Source organism: Anaerobiospirillum sp. NML120449 (assembly GCF_023051105.1).
Lineage (GTDB): Bacteria > Pseudomonadota > Gammaproteobacteria > Enterobacterales > Succinivibrionaceae > Anaerobiospirillum.
Window position 1 is genome coordinate 70,695 of record NZ_JALKIL010000009.1, and the last position, 24,283, is coordinate 94,977.

At 53.4% G+C, this 24,283-nt stretch carries 10 protein-coding genes; 3 read left to right on the plus strand and 7 right to left on the minus strand.

What is annotated here, in order from left to right:
• Nucleotides 1–54: 54 nt before the first annotated feature.
• Nucleotides 55–204: a hypothetical protein gene (locus tag MXE41_RS04260; RefSeq protein ID WP_247099488.1), complete on the plus strand. Its 150-nt coding sequence runs from the start codon at nucleotides 55–57 to the stop codon at nucleotides 202–204.
• Between the two features lie 257 nt (nucleotides 205–461).
• Here the strand turns inward: MXE41_RS04260 and MXE41_RS04265 are convergent, their stop codons facing one another.
• The 3 genes from MXE41_RS04265 to MXE41_RS04275 form a co-directional block, all read right to left on the minus strand.
• Nucleotides 462–1,475, minus strand: a complete 1,014-nt coding sequence (locus MXE41_RS04265) for a hypothetical protein (RefSeq protein ID WP_247099489.1) — start codon at nucleotides 1,473–1,475, stop codon at nucleotides 462–464.
• Nucleotides 1,476–1,702: 227 nt separating this feature from the next.
• On the minus strand, nucleotides 1,703–3,508 hold the full coding sequence (locus MXE41_RS04270; protein ID WP_247099490.1) for a hypothetical protein: 1,806 nt from the start codon (nucleotides 3,506–3,508) through the stop codon (nucleotides 1,703–1,705).
• A gap of 223 nt (nucleotides 3,509–3,731) precedes the next feature.
• Entirely contained in the window at nucleotides 3,732–5,096 is a 1,365-nt protein-coding gene (locus MXE41_RS04275; protein ID WP_247099491.1) for a hypothetical protein, read from the minus strand.
• A gap of 1,612 nt (nucleotides 5,097–6,708) precedes the next feature.
• Between MXE41_RS04275 and MXE41_RS04280 the strand changes: the two genes are divergently transcribed.
• Complete coding sequence (locus MXE41_RS04280; RefSeq protein ID WP_246977793.1) at nucleotides 6,709–6,942, plus strand: hypothetical protein; 234 nt, start codon at nucleotides 6,709–6,711, stop codon at nucleotides 6,940–6,942.
• A gap of 364 nt (nucleotides 6,943–7,306) precedes the next feature.
• On the opposite strand, the gene MXE41_RS04285 is transcribed toward MXE41_RS04280, so the two are convergent.
• The 4 genes from MXE41_RS04285 to MXE41_RS04300 all read right to left on the minus strand — a co-directional run bounded on the left by MXE41_RS04285 (nucleotide 7,307) and on the right by MXE41_RS04300 (nucleotide 17,716).
• Nucleotides 7,307–7,618 carry a hypothetical protein gene (locus MXE41_RS04285; protein ID WP_247099492.1) on the minus strand — a complete coding sequence of 104 codons (312 nt, stop codon included), beginning with the start codon at nucleotides 7,616–7,618 and terminating at the stop codon, nucleotides 7,307–7,309.
• A 1,375-nt stretch (nucleotides 7,619–8,993) separates the two neighbouring features.
• Entirely contained in the window at nucleotides 8,994–9,590 is a 597-nt protein-coding gene (locus MXE41_RS04290) for a hypothetical protein (protein WP_247099493.1), read from the minus strand.
• Between the two features lie 1,226 nt (nucleotides 9,591–10,816).
• Nucleotides 10,817–15,511, minus strand: coding sequence for a transposase (locus MXE41_RS04295; protein ID WP_247099494.1), 4,695 nt, complete (start codon nucleotides 15,509–15,511; stop codon nucleotides 10,817–10,819).
• 954 nt (nucleotides 15,512–16,465) lie between these two features.
• Nucleotides 16,466–17,716, minus strand: coding sequence for a TerC/Alx family metal homeostasis membrane protein (locus MXE41_RS04300; RefSeq protein ID WP_281503540.1), 1,251 nt, complete (start codon nucleotides 17,714–17,716; stop codon nucleotides 16,466–16,468).
• A gap of 1,873 nt (nucleotides 17,717–19,589) precedes the next feature.
• Between MXE41_RS04300 and MXE41_RS04305 the strand changes: the two genes are divergently transcribed.
• Nucleotides 19,590–23,621, plus strand: a complete 4,032-nt coding sequence (locus tag MXE41_RS04305) for a DUF3592 domain-containing protein (protein ID WP_247099495.1) — start codon at nucleotides 19,590–19,592, stop codon at nucleotides 23,619–23,621.
• Nucleotides 23,622–24,283 lie beyond the last annotated feature (662 nt).

Genomic DNA, 24,283 nt, shown 5'->3' on the forward strand with positions numbered 1-24,283 from the left:
AGAACTGAACTTGAGCAGCTGAGCCAGAGTTGATGCTGAGCCCTGCTCAAAATCATGGAAGTTTGTCAGATCGCTTGCCAGGGAGCTTATGGACCTTATGATGTCCCTTGCGCTGCTGCTTTCACAGTTGAGCTCGGCGGCAAATCTCTGAAGAGCTTCATCATCAAGAACGAGATCAGGTTCATTGTCTTCATGAGAGGCTGAAACTTTCTCAGAGCCGCTTACACGGCCCTGACTGCACTGTCATTGCAACTGTTCTCATCTTGAGGTCTGACAATGGTGAGCTGCAGGTCTATGGCGACAACGCCACCCCTGTCAAGATTCAAAAGTACAAGGACAAGACCCCTTCTGTGGGCAGTCACTAAGTCCGCCAGCGGGCAGGCGCGGCGCAGCTGCGCCTGTAGTAGTGTTGTTATTGGTATACATAGCTTGTTCTCATTTACAATAAGCTACAGGGTTAATTACTGCTGGTTCTTCTTGGAAGACTTGCTACCAGCGGAGCCAGTCTCCTCGGTCTGGTCTGCCGAACCAGACTCTGAGAATACCCCGTATACATCGTCGACAGATAGAGTAGGAGTACCGCAGACCTTGGTGGATATACCCTTGTAAGTACGACGGGTACGGGTTGCAGCCTTCACCAGTACCGTGCCGTCAGGAAAATCGTCTCCTCCGGCAGGCGGCATATCGGCAGGCGACATGTCAAAATCGTTGCCGAAATTGACATCAGGCAGCTCCTTAGTAGAGGTGCTGGATGGAGCAGCCCTGGTCTCAGCCGGTTCTTGGCCATTGGTGATTGCAAAAGCTGATGCTTTCTCAGCACCGGCAGGTGATGCCTTGTTCCCAAGGATGGCTGAAAAATCAGGCTTGGAACCGATAGTAGAGGTGTCGGACGGAGCAGCCCTGGTCTCAGCCGCCTCTTGGCCATTGGTGGTTGCAAAGCCATTACCGACACTAGCGTTGCCCATGTCATAAGTTTCGGATAGCTGAGCCTTATCCTCATCCTCGATGACAGCGACATACTTATCATGCACTTCCTTAATCAGCATGTTGAGCTTTATGTTAGTGTGATTAACGATGAGGTGCTTAATGTACTTATCGATAGTCCTTGGCTCACGACCAGCACTCTTCTCGTTGACGGAGAGAGCGTATATGGTACTTTTCAGTATCGTAGCTGCGTTATCCTCATTGAGGAACGAGAGATGTGAGTAGCACTCACGTGCAATGGTATTGAGTCTCTTGTTGAGCGTTATGCAGGCCAGAAGCTCAGGGTCTGCATGGGAATAGTATGCCTCTACGGATTTCCTGTAACTGGTGGCAGAAATCTCTGCAGCTTTAGCCAGATGATAGCAGGCATCAGCAGCAGCACCAATGGCGGAAGTTGCTGCGACAGCAGCATCGGCTGCTGAGCATACAACTCTACCAGTGTCGTTCATAACCTTGACGGCTACTTTAGTTAAACTAGAAATCAATCCCATGGTTTTGCTCCTTGTTGACCACGATGCGTGTCAGGAATAAGTCATGACAGGCTCATGTCGGGACTGGCCGGGGTGGTTTCGGCCTGGTTGTAATGACGATGGTAAGGGATGAGGCCAGAGCGCAGATGAGGGCTCAAGCCGCGATGTCGGCGTGCGGCCTGGGGGCGGTGCTGTGCTGCAGGCCGGCATGGCCGGACGGGCCGCAGGGTCGGCATGGCCGGCCGGGGTTACGGGCGATGCCTGAGCAGGGTGCTGTTGATAAGCCTGATCATGGGCCAGGTCAGCTCCGATGAGGTCATGAACTTCTCAAGCCAGGCGCGGCTTTGCGGGGCATAAGTCAGCTGGCGGCTCAGACGGCGGCCGGTTTTGTTGGCCTGGCTGCTGCGCAGCTGTGAATGGCTGCGTCTTGACAAAAGCCCAGGTCGTACCGGCGCCGGATAAGAGGCTGCCGCCTGCAGCTCTAAGAGCAGCTTGCTGTCAAGGACAGTCCAGTCTGATAACAGCTGCTCTGGATGGTTTGATGCGGCTGCAGCTGCGTCAGCAGCAGCTGCAGCATCAGCGTCTGTGGTGTCAGGGCAGTCCTGGGCGTGAAGCGGCTGACCCTGTGGGAGCTGCTGGTCTTTTTGGAGCTCCTTGTGGAGAATGTTGATGGTCTGGACCAGGTTGCATCCCAGGTAAAACTCCAGGGTCCATCCCGGGCGCATGCTGTCTTCATGGACTGTGACCGCGCTTTGGGAGTCGAACTTTATGATTTTCCTGATGCGGCGGCCTTCTGATATGGTCACATGGCCTTTGACAGGGGCGGTAAAGCGCAGCTGATTTACTGTACCTTCGAGCAGGTCCTGACAGGTCTCAGTGACAAGTCCGGCTGACCTGTTGAGGAAGGTAAGTCCCGGCAGGCTGCCCGAGCGCTCCAGCTGCTTTTCCTGTCTGATAAAACGATAGCCATAGAGGCCTGAAGTTCCCACCATGTACAGCTGGGCGCGGTGCATCATGTTGACACGGACCAGAGTGCCGCTGCGGCATACGGTCTGCTCAATGTGATTGCCGTCAGGGATCACCTTTACTGAATCGTTTTCAGGATTGTAAAAGAAGAGCTCACGGGACGGGTTGACCGAGATATCGCCAATGCTCAGGTGCGGCGGCCATACCTGCTCGACGTCGGAGGTGCTCTGTACCAGCCACAGGCCAAGATTTCTGAATAATTTGCCTGCTTGACTGTCCAGCTTCTGGACAGTCATCTCATAGACAAACCACTTGCCTGTTATTTGATCAGAGCTGCCATGGTTTTGGTCAAAGATGACTGGCTTAAGGGTCAGGCTGCCAATGTACTCCGGGTACCTGGTGTTTGACAGAAGAATGAATTTCCTTTTCCATGAAACACGGGCGCCCTGAGGGATGCGGCGGCCGCTGTCATAGTCAAAAACGGCGTCGCTGCCAACTATGCCGTCAATACGGTCAGGCCAAAGCGAGCGCAACTGACTGTGCACATTTCTGTAGGTAAGAGTGCATCTTTGAAAAGGCAGAGGGCTTACCGGAAGCCAGGTAAGACAGTTGTCGCTCAGGCGGCTGAGGTTGAAGACATATCTGTCGCTGTAGTTGATGCCCTTACCAGATGGCGTAATGGTTATGGAGCTGTCATTGAGGTCGCAGCCATGGGATCTGAGATCCTCAAGCAGGCCGAAGGTATTGAAACCGGCACTGAAGGTGAAGCCAAAGCGGCGCAGATTGATTTTCACAGGCAGGGTGTGAGGCGGGATGCCATTGGACGTGGAGGCAGCACAGTCCTGACGGCGGCTGCGCTCTTCACAGAGCTGCTCCACGGCCTCCGGGGTCATGCCATGTACAGGAGCATGACGGAAATGACTTCTTTTCTTGCCCTCAACGGTCAGAGTAACAGCCTCGCCGCAGATTGAGCATCTGAGCAGTCCGCTGCAGCTGCTGATGCGGCTGTTGTAGCGCTCCATGGCCTGCTGAGCCGTAATGGGCACGTAGCCATTTTCGTTGTCCCAGATATGTACCCTGGTGAGCATGGGTGAAATCCTGTGATGTTGTCTGAAATGCTGCGGCACCCTTAAGGCAGATCAGGTATGCCGTTGAGCTGTATTGAATCTTAAGCCTGATATCAGCCCGGAATGTACTGTCAGCTGTAAGCTGAACTGACGTCTTTCAGTTGTGCCGCAGGCTGTCAGTCGAGCTGCTGGATGTCAGTTGCGCCGCAGGCTGTCAGTTGCGCTGTCGGCTGCTGTTGGGTCTTTATTTTCTGCGGTTTTTAAGCAGCTCCGCAAGGCCGCGCACCCGGCTGATGCCGTCATGCTTTTCTGCCAGGGCCTCCCGATCGTCCCTATCGGAGGCACTGTCATAATTGGTGGCAGTGTAATCGCCGGCTCCTGATGGCGTTGCTGTGGAGGTATGTGATTGGGCTGAGCCGGTACCCCCGGCACTGGCAGCAGATGTGGTCATGGCCTCAGGTGAAGTAATGCTTTCTGGTGGCGTGCCGGCTCCGTACCAGCTGGAGTCTGGTGAATCAGTATCGGCACTGTATTGATCTGCCGTGTACGCTGCTGCTTGCTGTGTGGCAGCTGCGTCTGCAGCTGCGGCTGCAGCCGCGTCGGCACGGCAGGCAACGGCATTGGCAAAGGGCCAGGAGCCATAAGAACACAGTCGTTCGAGCATAATTCTGATGTTGCCGGCTACGCGGGTGTCATCAAGGCAGGGAGCCAGCATGTCGCGGCGCTCACAGCATATGGCCAGAGGTATGAGAGCGCCGGCCAGAAAGATATTGAGGCTGGCTGTTTTCTGCTCAATTACCTGGGAGCATTCCCTGAGATAAAGGGCCGCTGCCGTGCTTACCAGACTGGAAAGAGCAGACAGAGCGCTGTTGCTCAGGCTCAGGTCACTGAGCACATCTCCTACTTCAATACGTTCCACGTTCAGGCTGGTACGACGGATGTCGGCACCTTCCTGACACTGGTAGCTGTTGGTACGGGCCAGCGGGTCGTTGATAAAGAGATCGGTGATTACCGGCAGGACAAAGCTGAACAGGCTGCGCGGCATGGTCACTATGTCTTCAATCAGGGGATAGTCCATAAAGACAGTGCAGTCTGTCTCCTGCACAGCGGTAAGCAGGCTGTCGCTGTAGCCCGGCGAGAACAGATTCTGAATCCTGATAATTTTGTTGTCGGCGCTCAGTGCCCTGTGAACTTCACCTGCATGGTACTCAGTGCCCAGTATCAGGCTTGTGTAGCTCTTATGACCGGAGCTGCAGGCATACGATGAGATGATCTTGCCAGCGCAGGGGCCGATGAGCAGTATCGGCAGATGCAGCATCACGGCTGCATTTATGATGCAGCTGAGCATCTCGGCATTATCTGCTCTGATAAAAGAGCCATCATCCATGCGTGAGCTCAGGCAGCCCTTGAAAGCATTGACCGGGCTTAAAGTACTCTCCACTGTCGAGGCAGTGCCCTCAGGCATGCACATGGTCTCATCAAGAACAATACATTCATAAGCGCGGGCGCCGTCAGCAGCCGATCTGCTTGCGGCCGCAGACGATGCTGCTGAGCGTTCCTGAGAGTGATTAGTGTTGGGTGCAGGCATAGGGATAAATTCGGATGACATGCAGTGATTAACGGACAGGCAGACTTACGGGTCCATAAAAGCAATCGGTAAAAATCGATCCATTAGATATTACTTCAGACCATGTGGACTTTCAATAAAACATCTTCAGGAAAGGTGCACACATCGCACTTTCAGATCAAAAAGCGGTCATTCTGACCAGATTAAGCGTAACTGCGCACACTTGACTGCGGTTTGTGTATTCATGACTGTCACTTTTATTGTCGATGGGAAATATTCATCTGCAGTGATGGAGTACGGACTACCTGGACCATGAGCTGACTTCCACGCCATTGCCTGTCACACCACACCATGTCAGTCAGGCCATCTCCAATACACTGCGCCTTTGAGCCCCATGCCGTTCAGCAGCATACAGCCCTGCACTCATGACTGTAATGCGCCCATGTTCTGAAATATCATCTGAGGTTGGCCATGCCCATGGCTGAAGGCCTGTGGTTGCGTGGGCTTTCGACCTGATCTGAAGCATGCTGCCTGCACGGATTCGGGGGCGCTGTGCCATGGTTATGGTGGCCATGTCCTGAACCGGCCATATCCATACTCCTTTACTGACCTTAAGGATTTGGGACTGGCAGCCAGCTTGCCCGCCCGTATCCGGCCAGTAATCTTCCTTTTGCCCGGAGAGCGGCCAGGGAGCGCCAGCTGCCCGGATTGAGCTCCAGCAGGCCTGGCACGAAGAGCCGTATGCTGACCCATGATTTAAGGCAGATAGTAGCAACTTTGAGGCTATTGCAGAAATTTTCATTGGCCATTAGCGCCATTGGTGTAACACAGGTGTTTTGCAGGTGCACTGTAAAATGCAGTACTGTTAAGGTAACAGGCAAGATGTCGGGGCTTATTTTTAAACTATTTATTATTATCAAAGTGTGTTAAAAGTCAGCATTTTTTCTTTCAATATGGGGCAAGATGCGATGGTGACGTGCTTTTAATGCAAGTCATTGTGGCTGTTTTGCACGTTTTATGTTTTTACTGGCTTAACCTTAAAGGCTGATAGCAGTGATTTTTTCCTTATAAGCTTGATTGTATGCATATTGTCTTTTTGTTATCATGCCCTGAACATGTATTTAATCTGTGCATTCATGTACAGTCAGCAAAAAGCTGAATAATACAGCTAAGGACATATGGCCGTCACCTCAAGGCCATAAACCGCCCACAGAGCCATACCTGTGGCGGCAGCCATGGTTGATGCAAGGGTATCGTCCGGTGCGCTGCCCAGTCAGTGTATCGGGCTGTATGCTTCAGGCACATGAAGAGGGCACCAGCCTACAGCCACAATTTCCTGCGAACTGATGGTCTGTGGTTGTTCACTGTACGTATAGCAGACAGCTGCTTGCAAGGCCCGTGTCCCGCAGGTTTGATGAGCTCAGTACCACAGCCCGTGGTGGAAAGGTGAGTCTGCACAATTGTGCAGGCGCGCCATTAGTGGGGCTGTGGCCGGAGCTGATGTTGTGGCCGGGGATGACCATGGAGCACAGGCTGGCTTGTGCTGTCAGGCCTGACCTGTCAGGCATCAGCTGCTTGCCGGTCATGTTGAGTGCACTTAAGATTATCTGTAAAATATTTTGTAAAGTGTTTGCTGAAAAATCCAGGATTTATCATGCCACGAGTTTTGACTAGAGAGTCTATTGTCAATAAGATTCAAGTGCTCAGGGAAAAGGAAGAGCGCTTCCGTAAGCGTGCCGATGAGCTGGCTGCCGAAGTAGCCTCCCTGAAGGAGAAGGTTGCTGAAATTGACAGCCGTATCCTTTATGAAGCAATGAAGAAAAACAATATCAGCCTTGATAAGATGCTGGCTATAATAGATGAGAGCAGGAAAAAGGAAAAAAAGTAACCATCTCTCATGCAGGCCAGAGCAGTGCCGGCAGGTTATGATTGCTGTGCACTAAAAGGTTTTATAAAGAAAAAGGCCGTTCACCTGTGCAGTGAGCGGCCTTTTCTTATTTTGAGTTCTGCCTTTAATCATCCTCTGATATGATGGCCAGCAGAGGGACAATTGAGCAGGCAGGTACAAAGGTCAATCAGCATGCCAGCATGCCGGCAGGTGCACACTTGAGTAAGTCAGTACAAAAGTACATTTGCATGCATGTCTGCCAACCTGCATGCATGCCTGTCAGCGAGCCTGCATGACTGCAGGCAGTTGCCCGGAGCACATATTGTCTGCAGGTATTTTGTGTGCTTTTGAGTGCTTTTGTGTTTTAGAGAGTGTTAAGTCCAAGGGCAAACAGTGCTTCATTGATGATAAAGCGGGACCAGATACCGCGCCTTATGAAGTAACACAGTGCTCTGTCCTCGGGGATATTGCGTGAGAGTGTATAGCCTTCGGTGGCCAGCAGCTGTCTGGTCTGTGCAAGGTTGAGTCTGAGTGCCAGAGCAAAGCGGATAATGACAGTGCGTGAGGGATGAGCTGTGGCGCTTTTGAGGCGAGAGAAATATCTGCGATCAACATCGGCAGTGCGATAGCAGCTGCTTGGAGTGATATTGCGGCTTTGCATCAGCTCAAAAAGCATGCGGCTAAAGGCGTGCCCTTCGCATTTGACTTCCTGTGACAGCTCGTTTAGCGACCAGTCTGAGTCCCTATTTCCTCTTATATACTGACTTGCCGGTGAGTAGTCATTACTATGTTTACGGGGCACACCGCTGCAGCCATAATCCACAGGTCCAACAGTACGTGGGGCATGCTCCAGACACTCAATCAGCTCCATCCATATTTCACTGCTCATACTGGAGTACGGAATGAGATCGGGCTGCTCACTGGTGTGATTATGGCCTGAACTCGTTTTCCTGTAGTCCGAACCTGCTTGCCTCTCACCATAATCTTCATGTTTCTCACCTTTATCCGAGTGTGTTGTGCCTGCCATGGCATACGCTTTGGCTGTGGAGGACCTTTGAGCTGCTGTACCTGTTTTGGCCATGTCATCGGTGTCAGAGCCTGTATTGGCAGGCGTGCTGCTGTCATTGGCTCCGGGCGGGATATCATTATGGCCTTGTCCAAAGCTCTTGCACAGGGCATAAGGCCATGATGGAAGCAGGAGATTAGCTGGGCATACGGACCTGACCTTCACTTCATTGAAGTCAGATTTCAGTGCCAGTGATGGATGTTGTAAGTTCATTCAAATCTCCTCTCAAACGCGCCGGTAAGCGTCAGCGACCGATCAGAACAACATATGCTGCCTGCAGCCATACCTGGTACGGGACAGCCATACCATGACACCGACAGCCAGGCACGAGCACAGACAGTTCTGGACGGCACTTGAGTCTTTCCGCAGGAGCATGACCTGGGGATAAGCAGGAACATGGGGTGCTCTGCTTTATTTTAATCACCATGACGCTAATGAGTGCCAGGCATGGTCGCTATCTGCAACCCTGCTGACTGGCAGTAATAACCCACATTGCGGGTCAGGTCATTTGATGGAGCAGGAGCCGTTAAGGGTCGGGCGCTGCCATGGGCGAAGGGCAAGGTCATTCAATGCGCGCCTGTGAACCCCTGGCTGTTCTTCTTTACTGGCAGATTGCCACGACGTGGAATATGACGGATAACAGCACTGACCAAAGGCAGATCAGTGCGCAGAGCAGATTGCATAGTACCTGATGGATGCCGCAAGGCGCAGAGGCGGGGATGCGCGAAGATTATCGGGCCATGAAGTGACTGATCCCGGCGGAGAAATGAGCTCAAAGGGCATACGGCTGACTGCTGCTGATGCGGGTAAATACAGAGGGTTTAGTCAACTGCAGTGGGCGCAAATCACAGCAGGTATGAGGTTAAATGCAACGTATGAGGGGAACTGCAGTGGACGCGGTCAATCGCAACGTATGAGGGGAGCTTCAGCGGGCGCAGGCACCTGCGTGGAGCAGCCGGCTGCAGTGAGCCGGACGGAGGAGGGATTAGATGTTGAGCAGAGGCTGGCCGTATTCGCTCAGGGCACAGTTGATGATCTCAGGGTCATAAATGCCATGGGATATGTGCCAGGCAATGATGACATCACTCACCCTGTTGCTGGTGAGCTCATATCCGGCAGATCTCAGGAGCTTGCGGGTCTGAGTCATGGTCAGGTTCATGGCTACGGCAATTTCCAGAACCTTGTTACGGGTCGGATTGTAGGAATCACGGTTTTTCAGGCGGGAGAAGAAGCGCCGGTCCAGGTTGGCTTTCTTATAGCACTCAACCTGAGTCATGCCCTTTTCTTCAACAAGATTGAGCAGGGTTTCATAGAATGTAGGAGACAGGTCTTCAAGGCGCTTTTCCAGTGACTCAAAGGACAGGTTCATGCCACTGTGCACCTCATTGAAAGATGAGATGCGGTTGCAGGTACGTACGGCTGTTTCAAAGCGGCGACGGGACAGTCGCCAGTTATCAAGATTGATAATGATATCAAGTGCGTGCTCCTTTCCCTCGATGGACTCAAGAAAGGCATCAGCGCATTTTACTGCAGTAGTGAGAGCAGAATCGACCTGTTCGTCAGATGCATTATCCCTGACCATAATGGGCACGGTGACTGATCGACATCCAAGTTCTAACGTCTTTTTGAATATGGAGTGATAGATATCGGCCATCTGGTCAGTGGTGGCAAAAGGCTCTTGCATGGCAGGACTAGCATACATCAGTATGAAACTCGTTGAAATCCTGCGCATGTCAGTAAGACAGCTTACTGTTCCAGTCTGAACATGACATGAATTGGGACTATGATCAATGCCGTCTGCATTTTTCTCAGACACGGCAGGGCAAGGCTGTGATGCTAACGGTTCACATAAAACTGCTATGACATCAGACTGGATGCCTGGTGACGCACTGTCAACAAAAAGTATAGTCATTGGTCACCTGTCGCTTCCGAAAAAACCTGGAATTATGCATTTATCTTAAATTTAATTGCGCGACCATTGGTCGCATGGCATGCGACAATTGCCTTAGTTTTATGAGATATACCTGTGACAGTGATAAATAAGGGAAAAAATTGATAAAAATTTTTTTAATTATGTCCTTATTTGGGGCCAGTTAAGGCCATTTCGTATAATACGGCCAATTTTATGGCTTAAATGCAATCACTTAATCATATAGATATATATCATATAGAACTATTCTGGCATTGGAAGCGATAAGTAACAGGATTATGCCCATGATTTTGTCTCAGAACTTTATATGGTAAAAGGGCAAAGTAACTGTAAAGGTAAGGGGGGTGATGTTGAATCTAGATATATCTATATTCTGGTATGACAAAGTGAAATGAAGTATTGAGTGCAAGATGTCTGTTACCTGGTCGCATAGAGAGATTGACTGTGCTTGAATGCGGTTATAGCGAGCCTGATTCGTGGCCATGCGAGGCCGTACCGGGCTGCATTGCAGGGCCAATCATGGGCGCTGTCCCAGCATTATTGCGGGGATTGTCATGCGACGCTGTATCAGTCTGATTGCGGGGATTGTCATGCGGAGCTGTATCAGAAGGATGGCGCGGATTGTTATGCGGTGCGCTGCAGCTGCCTCGGTGCTCAGTGAGCGGCGGGCGCGCCTGAGTGCAGCTTTTTTCTGCACTGGAGTGCGCTGGAATGAAAAAGAAAATGCCCGTGGGCCTGTCAGGCTCACGGGCATTTTGGCCCTTAAAGGGCGCCGTATCTTTTGAGCAGGTGCTGGGCCAGTACGGCCGGGCATGGTCCAGGACCTTGCCATGCCTGAGGCATGGCAAGGGGCTGGGCTGCATGGCTGGCAGGTGGCGTCAGTCCTTGTTCTTGATGGTGATATTGGTGTCAGGCTTCTGAGTATGCACGCCTGGCATCTTGGCCATGCGCTGCGCAATCTCGCTGCGGAACTCAGGGGCTACCACTGTCACCTTGACCTCAGATGGGCGGGTCAGTTCAAGGGAAGCATCATCAGAGGCACTGATAATGCCCTGACCAAGCTGAGCGCTGTCAGCAAGTGCGGCCTCATTGTCACGGGCAACAGCTTCGATCAGGCTGTTGTCCATGCCACTGGTGCCTGCTGAACCATCGGCGCTCAGTACCGGAGCCGATCCTCCTGACAGCGGACCGGTCATCCTTTGGGATGACAGGCCGGCAATTGCCCCGGCTGCCGGTACTCCAGCTGCCGGTACTCCAGCTTCTCCTTGAGCGGCCGGCGCTGTGCCGGTACTGCCTGCGGCCTGGGCCTTGAGTGCCTGACGCTTGAGATAGCGCTCATGAGCACGCTTTTTCCTGCGTTCACGCTCGGTGCGCTTTTTCTCAGCTGTCTGCGCTTCAGACCACTTGATAGCATTCTGCAGGGTCTGTTTGAAAACAGGAGTTACCTGATGAATGACATTGTCGAGGCAGGTGAAATCAAAGTCCTTACCAAGGCAGTCAAAGATGTTCTGGCGCTCCATCTCCTTCATGTGCTGGCGGTCTTTTAACAGGGCCTGAGTGATGGACGGACGAATCATGCCCATAACAGTGTTGGCCCGTCCAATATTCGAGCTCAATCCCTCAGTAAAGGACTGGGCAGGCATGGCTTTGAGTTCGGCTGCAGGGTCAATCTGGTCAAAGCCCTCAAGACCGGCCACGCTGTCAACAGCATAGCGGCGTTGACTCAGTGAGCTGTAGCCAAGACCATACTTTTTCAGGCTCTGGTCATCGTACTTGATGCGACGGCCATATGAGGCATCGCTCATGCTCTCCTCAGTTGCAGAGGCTGCACCATGGTGTCGGTGCTTTTTGTCCTTGCCATGAGCACTGCTGCCGTCAGCAGCCTGAGCGATGGAAGGTGCGCCTGACTGGTCTGCCTGCTTACTGGCATCGCCCTGAGCACCACTGCCGTCAGTGGTCTGAGCAGTAATGCTGTCAGCGGCCTGAGCTCCGGACGGTGCGGCTGCCTTGTCTGCTTTCTTACTGGCATCCTGCTCTGCTGGTGACCCAACTCCAGTGGAGCTGAGGACAGCTGAGGCTGTGCCTGACAGGGCAGACTCAGCAGCCAGAGGCGATGCTGGCAGGCCTGGCAGGTTAAGGCTTATGGAAGGGGCATTGCCCAGCACTGCAGCCATTGACCTGTCGTCGCGCACTGAAACTGATGGTGCAGCAGCGTTGCTGGCGGCAGCGCTGCTGGCAGCTGCATTGCCGGCAGCTGCCGGAGCTGCACTGGAGGTTGCGCTGGATGCTTCACTGGCGTGGCCATGGTTATGATGGCGCTGGCGGCGGCTGTGCTTGCCCTGAGAGTTCTTGCTCTCAGGGGCAATGCCGTGCAGGGCCTCTTCAGGGCTCAGGCTTCTGAAGCCAAAGGTTCTGTCAATACTGTCCATGCCGTTGATGTCGCTGCGGGCGTCTGAAAGACGCTGCAGCAGACGGGCGGCGCCCTGATCACCAAGAGCAGCTCTGGTCTGAACATACTCAAGACCGTTAACGAAGATACGGCTCTGTCTGAAGAATGGTGACTCAAGAGCAAGAGCCAGGGCCAGTCTCGTTGGTACTGCAGCCTTGTGGCTCTCATGGCCGTTATCTGAGCTGTCGGCTGCGTCAGCACCGGCTGCGTCAGCACCGCCTGCGGTGCTGTCACTGCCGGTACTGGTGTCAGCATGGCTGGCATCAGCCCTGCCTGCATCAGCCGGGTCGGCTTGAGTACTGCCCTGGGCACCAGCAAGGCTCTCAGTGCCGGTGTAGTTTAACTGCGCACCTGTGCTGAACAGGCTGTCATGGAAAAAGCCTGTGCCCAGCTGGTAGCTGTTAAAGGCGCTGATACTGATGAAGGAATCAGCAGCTGCCTCAGCAAGAGTAAGCGAGCTCTGAGCATCACCTGACAGAACAGGTGAACCAGATGGCATGTCAGATGTGCCAAAGGTGGCAAAACCCCTGTTTTCAAAGGTTCTGATCGCATCAAGGTTAAAGCTGTCGGCATGTGAACTCAGGGCCTGAGCTGATGCTCCCATGGAGCCGCTCAGGGCATTGGCCCATACCGGTGCTGCAGCCGGCTCAGGACCTGGAGCACCATTGATAAGTCCGGCTGAGCTTAAAGTCAGGCTGTCATTGAGAGTAAGCTCAGGAGAATTGCTGTCCTTGAGCTCAGTACCGCCTGAAACACTGGCCGATCCTGTGTGCTTGCGGCGGCTGGAACCGGAGTTTTCAGCCTTTCTGCCGCCCTTGCGGTCAGCTGCATTCGATGCAGGGCCTGTGGCGTCTGCTGAGGCTGCTGACGATGTGGAGGTTGCAGGTGCAGCTGCGGCTGCCGGGGCCTGTGTCGCTGAGGACAGGGCCTCGGAGTTTTCAGCGCTGTCTGAGCTGTCATCAGACTGGTTCAGCTGCTCAGGGGCTCGCGGTGCTGTGTTCAGGCCGGCATTGTCATGCTCTGACCAGCGGTCTGAGAGCAGATTGGTATTGGCCTCGATCTGACCTGCCAGCGAGATACGCTTGCGGTTAGGATTGAGGTTGAATACCGGACCACTGCCAAATACGCCAAAGTGGCGGCGCATGAATTCCTGATGCTGACGGGTCAGCAGACGGTCAAGCAGCTTTGAGCCCTTTTCCTGAGCATGGCGCAGTGCAGAGAAAATGCGCGAGAAAGACAGGTTGTTAACCGCATGGTCCTGACGCTCAATCCACTCACGCTTGGCTATCAGCAGATAGCGGTAGAAGATGTAGATCAGCATCTCCTCATTGTCAGAGAAGAAGTCATTGACCTTAGGGCCCATAATCAGAGCAGCTGCCGTAGCTATCATCTTATTGGTGGTAAAGATGCGGCGCTCTTCAAGCGGCAGCAGAGTGTGGATACGCAGTGCCTCAACATTACCCTGCAGCACGGTCTGACCGTCAGACATATGCTGTTCCCAGCGCTGACGCATCTGCTCGAGCATGGTGCGGGCAGTGTTGAAATCAGGGGCATCGCATAAGTCTGCAGCCTCACTCATAAAGGCAGCACGCATGTCCTCTGGCAGTGAGTAGGAGTCAAACTGCAGCACTTCCATGAGGTTGAAGTGCAAGGTAGCGCCTGGATAAATGGCGGCGGCAGCTCGCTCCAGATAGCGGCACTTGAAAGAGGCTACGATATAGCAGATATCATTGCAGCCCAGTTCCTTTAAGTGACCGAGAATTCTTTCCCAGTAGCCCAGCGATACTGTGCGTGAGGTCATGTCAGGCACGACACCAAGCAGATCCTTGCGGCCATCCAGGGTAACACCCAGGATATACAGGGTCTGAGTGGAAATAACCTTTTTCTTGCCCAGCTTGACGCCGGCAGGGAAGGTATCCAGGTAGACAAAGGCATAGCTTGACTCAAGAGGATGGCGCTTTTGCATCCACTCCAGAGCCGGTCCTTTCATCGAGGAGATAAAGTCGGTGATTTCGCGGCGCTTGATGAAGAGCTTGAAATCAAGAGAGTAGCTGTTGACGATATGGCGCTTAGGTATGCCCTCAAGGAACTTGAGGAAGGCCGGCAGACCCACACAGCTGATGCCGTTCTCGTGCGATCTGATGTATTTGACGCGATCGAAAAAACCTGTGAGCAGACCCTCAGGATCCATACGGCGCTGCCAGCTGTCGAGGAAGCGGGCCACAATGTCCGTACCTTTGACAGGGCTGTTGACGCGTTTGATAGGAGCAAAAAGAAACTGATCACGTCGGTTGTGCGGCATGGTTGCAGCTACACGCTCATCGTAATCGGTAAGATCAGGCACACGATCCTTGACTTCTATACCACAGGTATAGACGCTCTTGCGATTAAACTCGATCTTGTCAGGGATTTTGTTGCTCTTGCGATCAGGAGGAGTGTAGGACCTGCCCTCAGCTTCAAGGCGTGCCAGAGCCTCAGCACGGGCCTCTCGCACGGCCTCGGCATGCTTTTCACGTTTTATGCGCTGCTGAACAATCTTGACAGGCATCTGGCTTTCAGGGGTATGACGTACCACCTGAATAGTGCGGCCCTTGCGTCTGATGGTTATGGTGCGCGAATAGGTGCGCTCGAGCTCCTGACTGTCCTCAATACCGGAGGCGCCTTCAATGGCAGCCTGAACTGCACGGCTGCGTGCACGGTTAAGGCGCAGAATCTCGCGCTCTTTGGCGTCAGCAGGTGAGGCGGCGCGCCCGGCCCTGCCTGAGGCAGAGGAGCTGCGTGATGATGTGCGGGAACCTGATGATTTTGAGGTGCTGCCTTTGCGGCCTGAGCTTGATGAGCTCTTGCCTGAGGCGCTTTTTCGGGCACCTGAACCTGCAGATGCGGCTTTTGCCGATCCGGAGCTGTTTGAACCTGAGGCACCGGCGCCTGCAGCGCTGTCAGTGTCTGAACTCTGGGCCTCACTGGCGCTTTCAGAGCTGTCAGGTATGGTCCTGTCTATATAGGTGCCGTTGAGCTGAGCCTGCTTTTTGAGAGCGTACTTGCTCATGCGGGGTGTGGCTGAGCCGGCTGCTGCCTGCTCCTGCTCTTCCTGTACTTTTTGAGCACGGGATTTTTTAGCCATGTTTTGTCTACCTTAAGGTGTATCCAGGGGCCACCAGTCCTGCTGAGCACGTATTGAAAACCAGGGGACCCCATGGTCAGATGCCTGATGTATCAGCTGCGCAGGGCCATGCAGGCACTGCCAGCTGCCCTGCACAAAAGCTGCAGGGCAAGGCAACTTCAAAACAGCTTTGTCACAGTAAAAACTTGGCCAGCAGCGGGGCTGACGCAGCCGCAGGCGGCGCAGACAGTGCTGTACCTGAGGATCAGGTCTTTGCTCTGTTCAAACCAAGTGTGTTTCTACCACTGTTTTCAATACTTTGTAAGGGCTCAGTCACTTCAGGCCCCGGTTCAGCCTCGCACGCCCGGCTTACAGCCGGGCATGTCCTGTCCGGTCTTAAAGATAAGGACCACAGGGCATGTTATGCCATCCTGCACTGCACAAGACCACTGGTCTGTTATGCAGTTATGTTCTGACCACTGAGGTCTAAAGCACTGTCATGGATGCCATGGATGCCAATGCTCGCAATGCATCTGTACACAGCACCTGAGCAGGTCAGTAACATTAAGGACATTAATATGGGCACATTGGAGTCCGCCATTGAAAAAAAGGGGCTCCGGCCTGACAAAAATCAGGAGGCTGAAAATCAGTCAGCCTAATTTTAGAGTCTTGTGCCTGTCCATGCAAGCCATGAGCATGCATTGCCAGCAGGCTATGCCTCATTTTTTCAGGAAGCTGCTCAAGGTTGCCTGTCAGGCACAGATCAGCGCGGCGCAGCATAGTACGGGCACGTGCTCTGGTTCACTGCCCCAGACACCGCGCGCAGGGCGCAGCCTGAAGATGCGCTATTCCCATGCGCAGAGCTGTTTAAAAAGACAAAAGGGACCGCAATGCGGTCCCTTTTGTCGTGGTGTGGCGCTGCATGGGCAGCTTGCCAATGGGCGGCTATTTACAGCCCTTTAAGCAGCTGGCTGATTACCTGTCAGCCTGGTTGCCGGCAGCCTGCTCAGACTGAGGCTGAGAAGCGGCGGCAGCATCAGCTGCAGGAGCGGCGGCAGCGGCATCAGCGGCAGCTGGAGCTGCAGCTGGAGCCGGCTGGGCGGAGCTGTCAGCGGCAACTGCGTCTGCATTGGCGGCAGCAGCGTCTGCAGGAGCAGTAGCTGCGGCTGGCTGCTCTTTCTTCTTTTCAGGGAAGATAAAGGAGGCAAAGATGCCAATGCCCAGAATGACGGCAATCACCATTAAGGAGGTGTAGACGTCAATGTCGATACCAAAGCCGGTCAGGTGGAGGCTGGCGTTGGCGCCGAGCTTGAAAGCAATGAAGAACAGCAGTACGGTTACGGCCTTTTCAAGGTGAATGAGGTACTTTCTCATGGCGTCCAGCACAAAGTACATGGAGCGCAGACCCATCACGGCAAAGATCATGGCTGAGTAAACGATGAGAGGTTCACGGGATACGGCGATAACGGCCGGTACTGAGTCAAAGGCGAACATGACGTCAGTCGTTTCAATTACGGCCAGACATAAGAACAGAGGAGTGGCGTAAATGGCTCCGGTGCGGGTCAGGGAAACATCCTTGTTTTCAGGCTTCTTGAGCTCTTCGTTGACATGGGCCTGGTTGATGAAGAAATTGTGACCTACCAGACGCGGGAAGACAGGGAAGAACAGACGTACGGCACGGAAGGCAAAGTTGCCAGAGTAGTCAGTATGTTCGGCGGCATCGTCATCCTTCTTGCGCAGCATCATGACACCGGAACCGGCTACCATCAGAGCAAATACAACTTCTACCACAGGTCCCAGGGCAAAGAGGCTCGAGCCAATGACCACAAAGAGCAGGCGGAAGAAAATCGCACCCAGAACACCCCAGTACAGAACGCGGTGGCAATACTGCTCAGGGACTTTGAACCAGGCAAAGATAGCCATCATCACAAAGAGATTGTCAACGGACAGGGCCTGCTCGAAAAGATAACCTGCAAGGAACAGGGATGCTACCTGACTGTTGAAGTGGAAATAGAGGAAGCCGGCAAAGCACATGGATACGAAAATCCAGAACAGGGTCCATGCTACTGCGGCTCTTAAGGCGATAGGCTCATCCTTGCGGTGGGCCCAGATATCAACGCACAGGGCCAGGACGGCCAGCACGCCGAAGATAATCATGGTCTGAGGCTCAAGGCCAATGTTGGTATCTGTCATCGGATCGGCGACAGGGGAAGAACTAAGTGACATGCAGTTCCTATGTTTTGACTGGGGTTAAGCCAGAGCTCTGCAGCCAGTGCGGCAGCCGGAAAAACAGCTGATGGCAGGATAGTCCATTGCTGCTGAGAGCTCATGCCATGCAGGTACAGAGCTCACAGAGGTTTGCCCGTGCAGTGTTGACTAAAATACTGGTTAAGCATCGTATGCAGGTACTTCAGCCTGTGCTGATACGGCTGTGTATGCATAGACAGCAGCGTATGCAGATGCACTTTGGCAGGTCGTACTGAAAATCCTGCACTCTCAGTTCTGACGGCCCGTAACATGAGGCAGAAAGAAAGAGAGCGGTTATCTTAAGAAACAGGGAAAGTACAGGGACGCCCGCACTGACGGCGCAGGGTAACAGGGTTAAGGCTTAAGTTTTTAATATCAATTCCTGACAGGCCGGGATCCTCCATGAGTGGGAAAGTCATGGTGGGGACCTTTCAGGGCTAACCTGAAAATCTATTATTGTACGGGCAAAATAATTAGCTGCAGCTTAGTTTTGTCATAATTTTTTTCCATCAGAGCAATGCTTTTCCAGACAGAACTTCTGATCACTGGTAAGGCTGAAATAACTCAGGCGTAAAAGGGTTCTTTACCGCATACAAAAGGGAAAATTTGTTCTGAGCTGTGAGCCAGGTTACTGAATTACAGGCAGGTACAGGGTAAAATTATCTGATATCTATATTTGACCTGTGCACCATGAACTGGCAAGGTCCCGCTGTCTGCACGACCAGTGCTCTGAGCGTGCTTCAAAGTGGCACCATCATGACCCTGAGCAGTGGCGGACGCGGCCGCATCCCCTTGCTTACGTTGCCCGTACCCAAAGACATGAGCAGCCGCAGCCGCAGCCGCAGCTGCGGCCGCATTTGCAGCTGCAGTTAAAGGCCAGGCTGCGTGAACACACTGCCATGCGTCTGTCCGGGCGCGCTGTCTGAAGCCATAGAGTGCTGATAAGCGCGGTTGCGTCCCTGTTGAACATCAAAGTGTCTGTATGCCGAGCACTGTACAGGTCAGCAAGGAATGGGGCAAATGCTGTATGTAAAGCTGCAAAACTGCAGGCTGAAAAGCCGTAAAAGTACCGGTTGCAGGCATGCCAGCAGTGCTCTGTATGCTTAATACATGAGTTATACCCAGTTCCTGAAGCCTGCAGGCCTGACGGTCAGCACTTTGTGTTGCTGACTGAGCCAAATATGGCAAATTACACAATGAAACGGTCACCATAAGTCCGCAATTTTACTGAAAGCACGCCTGTGCCTGGCGAGATGCCGACCTTTCTGGAGCCAGTGGCTTTCATCAGTTAAGGCGCTCCCGTAATTTCTTTAGTGACAGTCAACACCTGGTGTGCCGTTGCAGGAGCTCATTTCATTTGTTTTACCCCTGAACAACCGCTTTGACAGCTGTCCCAGACTGGAGCTCAGACAGGGGCTGAGACCGGGGCCGTGCCGGACCTGATCTGGCATTAAAAGTCATGACAGCCGCCTGGTCGCTGAAACTGATGTGGCCTGCCCCTGGCGCCGCTACTCTTCCCCTGGCGCCCGCTGACCTGCCCATGTCACCCGCTGTCCTGCAGTCAGATACGTCTTGCATGTGTCGAGCAGTCCTGCAAGGTCGGGGCGGCTGCGTCAGACGGCGTTTGACCGTTCTTGCCCTGGTTATAAGCAGTTGTACGGAACATATCACATGCCCAAATTCAGATAATCTTCACACTTCATACTGGCTATATTTCTGTCCGGACAGGCTGCACTGCGCTACATTGTGCGCCCTGTCATTATCCATGTTTACCTGGCAAAACCCGTCAGCGCTATGACAGTCGGGTCCCCGGTTGTAGTTGTACTCATCAGGTCATGAGGGGAAACAGTTCATGCACTATATCTACAGTCAGTCTGTTGAAGTCGGAGCCATGCTCAGGGCATGGGACAGGCTTTTGTGCAGCCTTGAAAAGGGGCAGAGTGTCAGCACTGCCCAGCTGCTGGAAACTGCCCGTCAGGCCTGTCTTCAAAAGGCTATCCCCATGCCTGAGCTGGACAATGATCCCCTGGGTGAGCTCGATGAGGTGGCCCTTTGTACGGCTGAGCTGATTGGTGCTCAGCTCACAGGCACACGACTTAATACCTCCTTTGAGTCAATCAACAATATTGCATCCTGCAATATTGCTCTTGATCGCGAAGGTCTCGAGCACCTTCTTGAGTCACTGCGTCTGCTGCGACGTGACATTGAAGGCCCGCGCAAGCATTTTTTAAGCAGCCAGTGGCGCGATCTGGGTATTCTCAATCAGGCCTATATGCATGTGGACATCATGGTGCGCTTTATCGACAGCGCCTGGATGGGAGAAATCGACAAGTCTGTTCTGGAGCGCTATTTTCACGCTCATTCCTCAGACCACAGCGGCGCCCCTCATATTAATGTCTATGCTTCACCTGAAATCAGCAGTGGAGATGTTTCAGACAATTACGGACCTGACAGCTTTGCCGGAGGTGCTGACCTGCGTTCGGCCACCCACACCCCGGCTGTAAATACGACCCCGGAAAACAGCGACATCAGGTTAGAAAAGCCAGTCGCCTCTGATGATGATAATGACCTCAGTTCAACAGCAGAACGCTATCTCAGGGACTGCCGTGCTGATGATGAGGATGAATCTTTCTACCGGGAGTATGAAAACTCCTTTGCTGACAGCGAAATAAGGGAGCAGGATGAGCTTCAGGCCCGTCAGGACCTTGAGCGCAAAGAGCGTGATGCTGAAGCGGCAGCCCGTCGTGCTGACGGCCACCCTGCCCCTGAAATTCAGGACAACTGCTCCGCAACGGCGGCTGCAGCAACAGCTGCAGCAGCTGCTCCTGCAGATGCTGCACGGGCATCTGCTGCGCAGGTATCAGGTCAGTCGTATGCACACTCGCAAGGCCATGCAGCAGCAACTTCCGATGAGTGCGCTGTAAGTTCTGACTGTGCCGATTCTGATGCTGCACTATGCGAGGTCAGTGCTGACACAAGTGCTCAACAGCTGCGCTCAAGTGCACGCAGATATCAGTCTGGCGATGACAAAAGCCCGTCTTTTGAAGCTATTAATGCCGCCGAAGAGCTCAATATCAGTCAGCATGAACAGTCTGTTGTGGGGCTTGAGGTTTCCCAAAAGGCTGCCATGGAGGCATCCCGTGCAGCCCACAGGGCTGCTGATGAGCGGTCTTATGATGCTCCTGCTACTTCATACAGGAGCGATCTGTCAGTAGCGCAGGCTGGCGAGGATGATGTCGAGGCTGGTGGCGCTGGAGGAAGTGGGGGATCGGACGGTACTGTCCTTACTGGCGGTGGTTTTGATGATGACGAGTCTGATGATGAAGTGCAGCCGGTACTTTATAAGGGCAAACGCAAGGATCCGGTAAGCCGCTTTATTTATCGCTATGCCTCAACCACTCTTTCGCGCTGGGGCTTTAACTGCGTCTTTACCGTGCTGTCCATGCTCTTTGCCATCATGGCTTTCAAGGGCGCACTGTCTGCTATCAGTTACGATAAGCTCACTGACATTGGTCAGCTTGCCGAGGCAACCATTGTTAGCGTCGAAGATCAGTACATACATCAGAAAGAGAGTCGCAATCTTGATCGCGTAGAGCATCACTTCCAGGAAATCATTGAGTTCAATCTGCCAGACGGCAAGCCATTCCGTACGGTGCTGTTATTTGACGGGCGCCGCAGCATCAGTGATGTGCGTCCTGTAGGTACCACAATTGATGTGCTCTATACCCCTGATGATCCTTCAGTTGTAATGCATGCCAACAATGTCACCCCAATGTGGCTGAGCCTGCTCATGCTGCTGGGTGGCCTTACAGGCATGAGCTACTGCACCTGGCTTACCATGCGCCTGATGCGTAATGCCCTTGAGTATGACCGTCTGCAGGCATTTATCAGCTCCATTTCCATGATCCTGATCCTCGCGGTCGGCGCTGCCGGTACCTACCGCATTTTCGGTGTGGATCTTTACTGGTTCTGCCCGGCGGCTGCTCCGTCTGACATCAAATATGATGTTCATGCCGATGCCATGGTTAATGTCAGCGATGGCAGGCCATTTACCGGTCGCCTGCGTACTCTCAAGGATGGTCTGTTTATTCTTTCAACCTATGAGGATGGCCTTCGTGAGGGTACCGAATACATCTACCTGGGCGCCAATATGGTGGGCTTTTATAATTACAGCAATGACAATCTAGAAGGCCCTTTTCAGTCAGTAGACAAGTTTGGCAATATCGAGGTTTCAGGCAGCTACCGTAACAATCATCTTGATGGCGAGTGGACCAAGTATGACTCGGTAACAGGACGTGTGGTTACTACCGGCCGCTGGCTCTGGGGTGCCCGTGAGGGACTGTGGACCTTCTATCGCTCTGACGGCACTCTGTACTGTACTGAAAACTACAGCTCAGATCTGCTCAACGGTGCCTATACCGAGTACAACCCTAAAGGCGGAGTAATGCTTGAGAGCAACTATATCAAGGATGTTGCTACCGGTATTTCTACCCGTTACTGGCCAAATGGCAACAAGCTCTACCAGGTAAGTCTTGAAAACGGTCTGGCTCATGGACCATTTCAGGCTTTCTACGCTGACGGTACCATGCTGCTCAACGGCAGCATGCACTACGGCAGCTGGCGTACTCCGCCGCAGGTGTTCAGCCACAAGGGCATAGAGCTCAGTGCCTCAGAAAAGCGCTCTTACCGTAAGTCACGCGACAAGGAGCTGTGCACCATCAAGCGCGCAATTGCCATGGACTTTAATCTGACTTTTGAGGAGGTCAGCTCTGCTAACTCCATTTACCGCTTCCGCGTAGGCAGCAACGGTTTCAACTGGGACGATGCCCAGATGAGTGAAACCCGTCGCAGCATTGAAAATATGCACAGCGGTCAGGAGTACAACTTCTTTGTTCAGCCGGGACGTGCCATGGCTCCATCCAGTCAGGCTTCAAAAGACAGTCCGGCTGACTATGCCCGTGATTCTGCCAGTGAGCAGCACCGCCGTGGCGCCTTTGACCCTGAGGCAGTAAGCCGTATTCCGGAATCAGCACCTGATGCCCCGGCCCCGGCTCCGGCCCAGTCCGTTACTCCGGCTCCGGCTCAGGCCGTTACCCCAGCTCCGGCTCAGGCCGATGCCCCGGACCAGGCTGAGGCCCCGGCTGCGCCAGGTGCAGCTTCAGCCATGACAGGCAATCAGACATCCGCTGACATGACTGGCAGTGAAGATTGCGTAGAGTGCGCTCAGAGAAACGGTTCCAGCGGACCAGCTCCTTCAGGTGCTTATGATGCAGCACTGAGCTCACAGGGAATAGTAATGCCGGATACAATTAAGGAGCTGTCCATACAGGAGCGACAGTGCCTTGAGAATGCCTATATTAACCGCGAGGATCAGGACTGGGCTGAGGGGTATTCATCGGTAGGCAGTGATGCCAGACTGGATCACAGTCAGTATGAGAAGCAGCGCACTCTGACCCCGCACATGCCTGTTCATGATCATGAAATGGTACGTGATCATGATTACGACGAGGTCAATCATGAGAGCGTACCTTTCGACCGTGTTATCGAGGGCCTGACTCTGCTGGCGCTGCATCGCTGGTGCGGCGAGGATGTTGCCGGCATTCCTCTGGTATCTCTGCCAGATGACGAGGGAATGGATTTTGGCAGCGGCATGCACAGTGGTACTGCCTTTGCCTGGCTGCGTTACCCTGACGGCTACACCATTACCGTTTCTGTAGAAAAGGCTGATCTGGACCTGCGTCCTCTCGAGATTAAGGGCTTTCACGCTTCTGAGCTCAATTTTGATATCTACTCTCTGGTGCTTAAGGCCCGCAAGACCTTTATGAAGAACCATCCTGAAGCAGGTCAGTTTTCCCTCAAGGTTCAGTATCACCATTCTCATTAGAATACTCTGTATGCCCGCGCTGCTTGCGATCAGCAACTAAGATTGCATCTCTTTGCACCGCTGGACTTATTCGGTCTTTTAATGACACTTTCCATTCAGGCACATGGTCGTAAGACCCTGTGCCTGATTTTTAGGCAACCACATAATTACACAAGACAATTTTCAGCCCGGATCTGTCATCTGCACTCTGTGCATATGTTTAATGAGTGCTCCGCCACAGGAATGCTGGCCACAATGATCAGGTGACATACTCATTTGCACACCTGGGCTCATGTTGCAGCTGCAAGCTGTGATTAGCACAGGCCAGCGGCCAGTTTAGTCAGCCGGAGCCCCTGGTCATATACGTCTGCCACCGCCCCGGGGCAGCTACGTCCACCTGCGTCCTCGGGCAGATAAGTCATCTTGAGCACCAGGACAGAACGTCAGCCTGCGTCCCCGGGTCAGATGCGCCCATCAGCGCCCCGGGGCAGGTACGTCCAGCAGCCCTCATGTCTGGTACGTTCACCAGCCCACATATCTGGTACGTCAGCCGGAGCATCACAGCAGACGCGTCCACCTGCGTCCAGGGATGATGCGTCAGTATGACGGCTGGCCAGCGTGACGGCCAGCACGGCCGCACTGTTCAATATGCTGGTGCAGATGCCGGGACGAATGAGGGGCAC